13 protein-coding genes are annotated in these 9567 nt (G+C 37.0%); 12 read left to right on the forward strand and 1 reads right to left on the reverse strand.

Going from position 1 to position 9567, the window contains the following annotated elements; genetic code table 11:
- Positions 1-6 precede the first annotated feature (6 nt).
- Together QZ413_RS06990 and QZ413_RS06995 are read left to right on the forward strand one after the other, a co-directional pair.
- Complete coding sequence (locus tag QZ413_RS06990; protein WP_297077869.1) at positions 7-1152, forward strand: 5-methyltetrahydropteroyltriglutamate--homocysteine S-methyltransferase; 1146 nt, start codon at positions 7-9, stop codon at positions 1150-1152.
- Complete coding sequence (locus QZ413_RS06995; RefSeq protein WP_297077871.1) at positions 1145-1591, forward strand: NUDIX hydrolase; 447 nt, start codon at positions 1145-1147, stop codon at positions 1589-1591. The genes QZ413_RS06990 and QZ413_RS06995 overlap by 8 nt, the downstream gene beginning before the upstream one ends.
- A 43-nt stretch (positions 1592-1634) precedes the next feature.
- Here QZ413_RS06995 and QZ413_RS07000 read toward each other — a convergent pair whose 3' ends face one another.
- A complete protein-coding gene (locus tag QZ413_RS07000) occupies positions 1635-2135 on the reverse strand; it encodes a methylated-DNA--[protein]-cysteine S-methyltransferase (protein ID WP_297077872.1) in 501 nt (166 codons plus the stop codon).
- A 244-nt stretch (positions 2136-2379) separates the two neighbouring features.
- Between QZ413_RS07000 and QZ413_RS07005 the strand changes: the two genes are divergently transcribed.
- The 10 genes from QZ413_RS07005 to QZ413_RS07050 all read left to right on the forward strand — a co-directional run.
- Positions 2380-2649, forward strand: a complete 270-nt coding sequence (locus tag QZ413_RS07005; protein WP_297077873.1) for an ABC transporter permease — start codon at positions 2380-2382, stop codon at positions 2647-2649.
- A gap of 66 nt (positions 2650-2715) precedes the next feature.
- Positions 2716-3183: an RpiB/LacA/LacB family sugar-phosphate isomerase gene (locus tag QZ413_RS07010; protein WP_297077875.1), complete on the forward strand. Its 468-nt coding sequence runs from the start codon at positions 2716-2718 to the stop codon at positions 3181-3183.
- A 114-nt stretch (positions 3184-3297) separates the two neighbouring features.
- Positions 3298-4254 carry a cation diffusion facilitator family transporter gene (locus QZ413_RS07015; RefSeq protein ID WP_297077877.1) on the forward strand — a complete coding sequence of 319 codons (957 nt, stop codon included), beginning with the start codon at positions 3298-3300 and terminating at the stop codon, positions 4252-4254.
- 12 nt (positions 4255-4266) lie between these two features.
- A complete protein-coding gene (locus QZ413_RS07020; protein ID WP_297077879.1) occupies positions 4267-4689 on the forward strand; it encodes a phosphate-starvation-inducible PsiE family protein in 423 nt (140 codons plus the stop codon).
- A complete protein-coding gene (locus QZ413_RS07025; RefSeq protein ID WP_297077881.1) occupies positions 4679-5254 on the forward strand; it encodes a Type 1 glutamine amidotransferase-like domain-containing protein in 576 nt (191 codons plus the stop codon). Before QZ413_RS07020 ends, QZ413_RS07025 begins: the two co-directional genes overlap by 11 nt.
- A gap of 130 nt (positions 5255-5384) precedes the next feature.
- Positions 5385-5906: an NADPH-dependent FMN reductase gene (locus QZ413_RS07030; protein WP_297077883.1), complete on the forward strand. Its 522-nt coding sequence runs from the start codon at positions 5385-5387 to the stop codon at positions 5904-5906.
- 240 nt (positions 5907-6146) lie between these two features.
- Positions 6147-6905 (forward strand): (Fe-S)-binding protein, encoded by a 759-nt coding sequence (locus QZ413_RS07035; protein ID WP_297077885.1) that lies wholly within the window; start codon positions 6147-6149, stop codon positions 6903-6905.
- A gap of 12 nt (positions 6906-6917) precedes the next feature.
- The gene (locus tag QZ413_RS07040; RefSeq protein WP_297077887.1) at positions 6918-8402 is read left to right on the forward strand and encodes a LutB/LldF family L-lactate oxidation iron-sulfur protein; all 1485 of its coding nucleotides are present in this window, start codon (positions 6918-6920) and stop codon (positions 8400-8402) included.
- On the forward strand, positions 8389-9096 hold the full coding sequence (locus QZ413_RS07045; RefSeq protein ID WP_297077889.1) for a lactate utilization protein C: 708 nt from the start codon (positions 8389-8391) through the stop codon (positions 9094-9096). Before QZ413_RS07040 ends, QZ413_RS07045 begins: the two co-directional genes overlap by 14 nt.
- 274 nt (positions 9097-9370) lie before the next feature.
- On the forward strand, positions 9371-9567 hold a 197-nt coding region (locus QZ413_RS07050), incomplete at its 3' end, for a cytochrome ubiquinol oxidase subunit I (protein WP_297077891.1).

Consider the following 9567-nt stretch of genomic DNA (forward strand, 5'->3'; position numbering starts at 1 on the left):
TGAAAGATGGGAAAACAACAAGCTCCATATCGTGTCGATCATGTCGGTAGTTTTTTACGACCAGAACGTTTGAAAGAAGCGAAACTAGCAGAAAAAAATGGGCAAATCTCATTAGAAAAACGCAAGGAAATCGAATCTGAAGAAATTGAAGCGTTGGTTGCGCAACAAGTAAAAGCAGGACTTAAGGGAATTACAGATGGAGAGTTCCGTCGTGGTTTTTGGCATCTTGATTTTTTAGAAGGACTCGATGGGGTTGAAGGCTATACACCAGAACAATACAATCAAGTGTTTCATGGGAAACCCGCTCCAGCCTATAATATTCGTTTGGTTGATCGAGTATCATTTTCAGATACACATCCATTTATTGAAGATTTTCGTCAATTGAAAAAAGTGGTTGATCAGTATGAAGGAGTAGAAGCTAAAGCGACAATTCCAAGTCCAACGATGCTGTTACGTCAGGAGTTGCTTGCCAATGATGGAACTTCACATCTATCCGAGATCTATCCGGATTTAAATGAGTTTTATCAAGATTTAGCTACTGCGTATCAAGAGGCGATCCAAGCTTTTTATGCAGCAGGCTGTCGCTATTTACAATTTGACGATACAAATTGGGCCTTTTTAGCAGATGCTACAAAACGTGCAGAAATTACACAAAAAGGAATCGATCCAGAATATATTGCGGCGATTTGTACAAAGATCATCAATGCTTCATTAGCGAATAAACCAGTAGATATGGTGATTACAACACACATTTGTCGTGGTAATCATGCCTCTTCTTGGTTGTTCTCAGGAGGATATGAGCCTATCGCTAAAGAATTGTTTGCAACAGACTATGATGGTTTTTTCTTGGAATACGACTCTGATCGTGCGGGTGATTTTACACCACTACGCTATTGGAAAGAAGCAGGTAAAAAGAGTCAAGTCGTTTTAGGTTTAGTCACATCGAAAACACCTGAACTAGAAGATCCTGAACAGATCAAAGCACGAGTACTAGAAGCACAAGCATATATCCCATTAGAGTATTTAAGTATCAGTCCACAATGTGGATTTGCTTCAACCGAAGAAGGAAATCACTTAACGTTTGCAGAACAATGGGACAAAATCAATCATTTGCAAACCATCGCTCAAGATATTTGGGTCGATCATGTCTGATTTAACGGTCGACTTGACTCAAGGGAAATTAAATATCCGTGTAGCGGCATTTTGTGAGGTCGACAATCGAGTACTGGTGTGCCGCTATCCAGATCAAACGCTTACTCTACCAGGCGGACGAGTAAAATTTGGTGAATCGACTAGTGAAGCACTGCAGCGTGAAATAAAAGAAGAATTAAATACGACATGTGTGGCAATGGAGTATCTAGGTGTCATCGAAAATTTCTTTTCACATCAAACAGCGTATCATGAATTTTTATTTGTATATGCCGTACAATTGGCAGATCATGATCTATTTCAACAAACAGAAACTGAGGAATTTACTTGGCTTCCTTTAAAAGAAGTCAAACAACAACTTACACCACAAGCAATTTTAACGTTAAAACAAACATTAACGACACATAGTATAAATAAAGAAAGCTCATTCTCAATAGAATGAGCTTTTTTGTCGTAATATATCCGTTAAATAGCGAGGGAAAAGATCAAGCTTGTTCTAGTCTTAATAGAGTTGTTTTGCGGTCTAAACCACCAGCGTATCCAGTCAATTGGCCATTTTTTGCAATCACACGGTGACAAGGAATAAAGATCGAGAGTGGATTTTTACCTACAGCTCCACCTACAGCGCGCGCACTGGTAGATTTTTGCAACTGGGTGTATTGATTTGCGATATCCATATAAGCAAGTGTTTGTCCATAAGGGATGTGGAGTAATAATCTCCAAATTCTTTGTTGATATACCGTTCCATTAGGTGTTAAATAGTCGTAAATCTCAGTAATACTAGGATTTTGACCAGCAAAATAAGCATCTAAAAATGTAGTGAATGGTTGAAATAAAGGGTCATCTTTGGTGGTGATCGTACAATTGTTAGGATCGATTTTTTGAAAATAATGTGCTTGACCTTCAAACCAAGCACCAATTAAATTTTCTTCTTCTCGTACTAAGGACAAGATACCTAAAGGGGATTGATAATCTAAGCGATGCATATTATTTACTCCTTTTATTTTTAGTGTACAAGAACCAGATCCAAAATACGAGTCTAATTTTATGGAAAGTAAAATGAATATTCGTTTTTATTTCATGATAGTTTTCTGAAACGCATTTATTCAAGAAAAATTCAGTAAATAATAAGAAAATTTGTGAGAGAGCACTTACAATTTTCGGAAAGTTGGTGTAAGCTTAATTTTATATAAAAGTAAATTTAAAGTATGTTCTAAGGAGTTTTGTAAAATGGAAGAAGCAAAATGGCATGCCCATTTAGGGAAAGTTGCAACTGTAACCGCGATCATTATGTACGTTTCATACGGTCCGCAAATCTATGGAAATTTAACTGGGAACCCGACTGGCTATTTACAACCATTGGCCGCCGCTGTAAACTGTTCATTATGGGTCGTATATGGATATGGAAAACCACAAAAAGACTGGCCAGTAGTACTTGCTAACTTACCAGGAGTAATTTTTGGTTTATTGGCTGCGGTAACTGGCTTTATTGCACAGTAAAACATATACGAAGAAATTCTTCAACTGAAGATTTTCTTCGTTTTTTATTTCATTAGGAGGAAAATAATGAGAATCAGTCTAGCAAGTGATCATGCAGGTGTTGCATTAAAAAAAGAAATTATCAAACAATTAGAAGCGATGGGGCATACAGTTTATGACTTTGGTCCGTATACTGAAGAAGCAGTAGATCTATCAGATTTCGTTTATCCAGCCGCACTAGCAGTGGCTAAAGGCGAGTACGATCGCGGGATTTTTGTCGATGGTGTGGGTTATGGCAGTGCGTTGATTGCCAATCGTATTTTGGGAATCGATGCAGTAGTATGTCAAGATCCGTTTTGTGCAAAACTCGCACGTGAACATACAGATAGCAATGTCTTGTGTTTAGGTGGAAAAATCATCGGATCAGCGATTGCTGCAGAAATCGTGCATACTTGGATGACAACAGACTTTTTAGAAGAAGAAAAATATCAGCGTCGTGTTAAAAAAGTTCAAGCGATTTCAGAAAAACATTTACGCCCTTTAACTGAACTGTAAACATATTCGAGTCTATTTGACTCGAATATTTTTTTCATCTTAAGTAGACCAGATTAGGCAAAGAAATGGAATTCCAGTATACTAACAACATAAATAGAATAGGAGTGAGCCTGTTTGGAAGTAAAGCAGAAGAATGGAATGGGATCAGTATTAGCAGCACTAGCTGCCAATATCTTAGTTGCCATTAGTAAATTTGTTGGTTTTTTCGTTAGTGGAAGTGCCGCTATGTTAAATGAAAGTATCCATAGTGTTGTGGATTGTAGTAATCAAATCTTACTAATTTTTGGAGATCGTCGTTCAAAATTAGGGCGTAGCGACTTGCATCAGTTCGGTGAAGCACGAGCAAAATACTTTTTTAGTACGATTGTAGCCACTATGTTATTTTTTGGTGGTGGTGTATTAGGAATTATGGAAGCGATCGAAAAATTATTGCATCCTAGTCATGAAGTGAATAATCCTTGGATCGTATTAGGGATTTTAGCATTCGGGATCGTTGTCGAGGGGGCTTCTTTGCGAGTAGCGATGAAAGAAATTCGTGAACTCAATATAGAAAAATTATCGATTCCTAAATTTTTGCGAGAAAGCCGTCACAGTGAAATTTTAATTATTTTCACAGAAGATTTTTGTGCTGTTATTGGACTATTTTTAGCTGTTATAGGGACGATCCTTGCGATGGTTACGGGAAATCCTTTCTATGATGCATTGAGTGGTCTATTTATTGGACTGTTACTGACTGGAGCAGCGATTTTTCTCGCAAAAGAGTTTTATAGTTTGATCATTGGTGAAAGTGTGACTGCTAGTGATTTAAAAATCATCGTCAATGAATTTAAGCGTAAAGATATCGAACGCTTAATCGATATCAAAACAATCCACATGGGACCAGACGAAGTGATGATTGCAGCAAAAGTCGATCTATTAGATACTAAAGAAGATCAAGGATATGCAATCATTAATGAGATTGAAGCAGATATCCGCGCAGAATTTCCGGATAAGACGCTGTACATCTATATTGAAACCGATAAGTATGATCCAAATTATCAAAGTCATACTGAAGAAGATTCTATTTTGTAGGGAGAAAAGAATATGAGTCAATGGTTATTAAAAATTGAAAAAAAGATTTTGGCCTTTTTAATGGCTTTGAGCTCGATTGCGCTAGTACTAGTTGGCATTATTATCACATTTTTTTTATTTAAAGAAGTGTATCATTTGTTCACGTTTGCTCTAGCTGTCGATACAAATGCTGTTTATTACGATGCATTAGAAAGCATCCTTTCGTTTTTCTTATTCTTTGAATTTTTAACTTTGATCATTACATCGATCAAAAATCAAGGACACGTTTCATTGAGTTTTTTACTGACGTTAGGTTTGACGGCGTTGATTCGACTATTATTGACGTATCATGACCAAGTATTTGGGCTTGTTGTCATTGCGATCTCGATTGTTTTATTATTATTTGGTATGTCTTTAGTATTAAAACAAGAAAAAGGAGAAAAACATGAAAACTAAATTCTTATGTTCTTCATTTTTAGGTAGCCAAAACTTGTTTACTAGCGAAGTTTGTTTAAGGAATAAGCATATCGGATTTATTCCTACAGCTAGTGTTGTAGAAGAATATTCGGATTATGTTACTGAGACCTATAATTTTTTTGAAAAATCAGCACAGCAGATTACAAAAATCGAATTAGACCAGATTTCTTTTGTGCAACTTGAAGATGTATTAAAACGCATTGACATTCTTTTTATCAGCGGTGGGAATACATTTTATTTGCTCGAAGCAGTGAAACGTTCAGGACTGGCTCAATTGCTAGAAGAGTACTTAGCCAATGGCAATTATTTGATTGGAGAGTCAGCAGGAGCTGTAATCATGACGCCAGATATAACATATATTAACGCAATGGATGATCCTAAAAAAGCAATGCTATCTGATACAAACGGCTTATCATTAGTGGATCGTCCCATTATTCCACATGTTGCTAGTACATATTTGGGTGAAGCAGCTGAAACATTGCTTAAGCAATTTCAAAATCAAGTGCATTATGCTTTAAGTGATGAAGAAGCTTTATTCTTTTAACGAAAAATGAAGTAGCTCAAAAAGAGCTGCTTTTTTTATTACAAAAAGTAAGCATATCTCTTTACTTATTTTTTGTAAGTGATAGTATTGAGTTACTAAATCACCTACAAAAAGAAAGTAGGAAAACAGAATGAAATTTGGGATTATTTTAGGAAGTACTAGAGAAGGACGTGTTAGTCCACAAGTCGGAGCGTATATTAAACAATTGGCGATGACACAAGAAGGACATGAATTTGAAATTATTGATATTTTAGATTATGATTTACCATTTTTAGGTACAGGAACTCCAAATACTGCTTGGAATGAAAAAATCGATTCTTTAGATGGTTATATCTTTATTACACAAGAATATAATCATGGTATGAGTGGTGCATTAAAAAATGCAATCGACAGTGCGCGTGAAGAGTGGTTTAATAAAGCAGCCGGCATTGTAAGTTACGGATCTGGTGGCGGTATCCGTGCGGCTGAGCAATTACGCTTAGTTTTAGCTGAACAAAAAGTAGCAGGTGTGCGCACAAATCCTGCATTTAATTTATTTACAGATTTTGAAAACTTTGCTGAATTCAAACCAGGTGAACATATGGCACAAGGAGTCTTGGATATGTTTGAGGAATTGATCACTTGGGCTAAAGCATTAAAAACAATTCGTTAAGAAAATGAACAACTATGTGAAATGCGAGTAGATTAGAATTATTATTGCTAACGAAAACAATGAAATCTCGCTAGAAAATTGATAACATAACTATGCTAAAAACAGACGAAGAACGATTCTTTGTCTGTTTTTTTTATGGAAAAAAACTACTTTATTTATTTGTGAAAAAAATATTTAACTTTTGTTTTTTGTGAAAAAAGGGAGTATAATGGAATTATTCTAGTGTGGGAGATGACAGTGATGAAAGTCAGTTTGTTCACGAGTTGTGTAGTAGATGCGCTATTTCCAAATGTTTCAATAGCGATTGTTGAAGTGTTAGAACGTTTGGGGATTGAAGTTCTCTATCCAGAGTCACAAGTCTGTTGTGGCCAACCAACATTAAATAGTGGATATAAAAAAGAATCACGAAAAGTATTGATTAATCAACTGAATGCCTTTAAAGATGCAGATTATGTGGTGGGAGCTGCGGGAAGTTGTACTGCTTCGATGCGTGAATATGCAACATTTTTTAAAGATGATCCAGAATACTATGAAGAAGCAGTTAAATTACATGATAAAACGTATGAATTCACACAATTTTTATATCATGTATTGGGAATGCGGGATTTAGGAGCGACATTGAATGCCAAAGTGACCTATCACCGTTCTTGTCATATGACTCGTCTACTTGGAGAAAAGGAATCACCATTTGCTTTAATGAACTATGTCAAAGGATTAGAGTATGTTGAACTACCTCATTTAGAAAATTGTTGTGGTTTTGGTGGAACGTTTTCAGTTAAAGAACCAATCATTTCAAATGCGATGGTCACTGAAAAAGTCCAAGATGTACTTGCGACTGAAGCTGAAGTATTGATTAGTGCGGATATGGCTTGCCTAATGAATATCGGTGGAAAGTTAAATCGCGAAGGGCATCCGATTACGATCATGCACATTGCGGAAGTTTTAAATCATGATGTGGATAGTTCTAGAATCGTACAACCTAAATTGGTTCAAATATAGGGGGAAGTTGAGATGGGATTAAAGACAAGCACAAAAACGTTTGATGAACGTTGTGAGGAAAATATCCAAGATGAACAGATGCAAGCAGCGCTAAAAAAAGCGCAAGATGCACAGTGGATCAAACGTGAAGCAGCACGTGATCAATTGGGAAATTGGGAAGAATGGCGTGAATTGGGCCAACAAATTCGTCAACATACGCTCGCATATCTTCCGGATTATTTAGAGCAATTTAGTGATAATGTGGAAAAAAATGGGGGAACTGTTCTTTTTGCGCAAACGGAAGCAGAAGCCCAAGCATATGTGCGCCAAATCGTCGAAGAAAAAAATATCCATAATATTGTAAAGTCAAAATCGATGGTCACAACTGAAGTTGGATTAGATCCGATGTTTGAAGCGATGGAAGGCGTCAATGTCGTGGAAACAGATTTGGCAGAATTTATTTTACAAATGGATGATTGGGATGAACCGTCTCATATTGTCTTTCCTGCCGTCCATAAAAATCGTCAACAAGTCAAAATGATTTTTGAAAAACTTGGATATGTAGGTAGCGATGATCCTGAAACATTAGCAAAATTTGCACGAGAAGTGTTACGTGATCGTTTTTTAAAAGCTGATTTAGGAATTTCAGGATGTAATTTTGCCATCGCAGACAACGGGATGATTAATTTAGTAACGAACGAGGGAAATGCTGACTTGGCTGTCAGTATCCCAAAAACGCAAATCGTCTTGATGGGAATGGAGCGAATTGTGCCGACGTTGAAAGAGGCAGATGTATTAGATAATCTTCTTTGTCGCAGCGCTGTGGGACAAAAATTAACAAGTTATGTGACTTTTGCTGGACGTAAAAAGCCTGAAGAAGCAGACGGCCCCGAAGACTTTTATGTGATTATCGTCGACAATGGGCGTTCAAAAGCTTTAGGAACCCAATTCCAAGAAATGTTGCAGTGTATTCGTTGTGGTGCTTGTTTAAACGTCTGCCCGGTTTATCGCCATATTGGTGGACATGGTTATGGTTCAATTTATCCAGGGCCAATGGGTGCTGTTTTATCACCGATTTTAGGTGGTTATGAAGAATTTGGTGAATTGCCTTACGCATCTAGTTTATGTGGTGCATGTACAGATACTTGTCCAGTGAAAATCCCTTTGCATCAATTGTTGATCGAGCATCGTACGGTCATGACTAATGAGTTGAATATGCAACATGGGGTGGATGATGCGACAATGAAAATGATTGGCCGAGTGACGGCTTCACCAATCGTATTTAATATGGTGCAAAAAGTCGATCATCTAGGATCAGCTGCACTAGCAAAGAAAACTGAACCAAGTGTGAAAAATCTATATCAATTTGACGGTTACTTAGCTAAAGCGCCCGCAATGGCTAAAAATTGGACAGACTATCGCGATTTTCCTCGACCACCAAAAAGCAAAGATAATTTTAGAAAATGGTTCAAGGAGCATCAAGCGCAAAAAGGAGTGGCAACTGATGAACGTCAATGATCAAAAAGTGAAAAAAGAAAATTTTTTAAATCATTTAGCAGAGCGTTTAGACTACACGAGACACTCTGTAAAGCCGCTCATTTATCGTAATGATCTCCCACATGAAACTCTAGATGACTTGGATCAAGCAGCATTGTTCGATGTTTTTTTAGCACAATGTGAAGCCTTGCATTGTCATGTCGTAGCCACACCAAAACAATATTTAGCTCAGGCGTTGGCTGATCAAATTGAACGCTATCAGGGTGGGCCGTTACTTTATGCTGATGACCCTCGTTTTAATGATTATGGATTAGCAGAGTTTTTAGTAGATGAAGTCGCCACAGTTTGGCAAAAAGGAGCGACCCAGCGTGAGATCAATTTAGAACATGCACAAAAAGCGAATATCGGGATCGTTTTTGGAGAATATCTGCTAGCCGAATCAGGAACGGTAGTTGTCGAGAGCAGTCCAGGACAAGGACGGGCGATCCATTTTTTACCGAAGCATTATATCGCAATGGTGCCTAAGAGTCGTTTGGTCAGTCGAATGACCCAAGTAACGGATTTATATGCTGAAAAAGTAGCTAAAGGCGAAGCTTTCGGTTCAGCTTTACATTTTATCTCAGGACCTTCGAATTCTGGAGATATCGAGATGGTATTAGTAGAAGGAGTTCATGGGCCGCTGAGTGTAACGTATTTAGTAATTGAGGATTGTTAATGAACGAAGTATTTGACTATATATAGGAAATAATAAATTTTTAATTTATGAGAAATTTATGTGGAAAACGATTTATTTTAAACGAATCGGTTGCAATAATCGAGAATTTCCCTAATATTGATAGTGGATAATGCTCGATCCATCTGTTTTTGTTTGGTGTAGTTTTTCACAGAGTAGTTCGTGAAAAAAACCACTTGTGGAACAAATTCGTTGTTTGGGAGTATCTAGGAATTATATTGTACACATCGTACAAAAATGAATTGGAGGAATAGAAATGGATATCGTTACATTGGCTCGAATCCAATTTGCCATGACGACAATTTTTCACTTTTTCTTTGTACCACTATCTATTGGTACTGTGTTTATTGTTGCAATTATGGAAACACTTTATGTGCGAACAAAAGATGAAACCTATAAAAAAATGGCAAAATTTTGGGCTCAAATCATGTTGCTTAGTTTCGCAGTCGGAGT

The sequence above is a fragment of the uncultured Enterococcus sp. genome (genome assembly GCF_913775425.1).
Taxonomy (GTDB): Bacteria; Bacillota; Bacilli; order Lactobacillales; family Enterococcaceae; genus Enterococcus_G.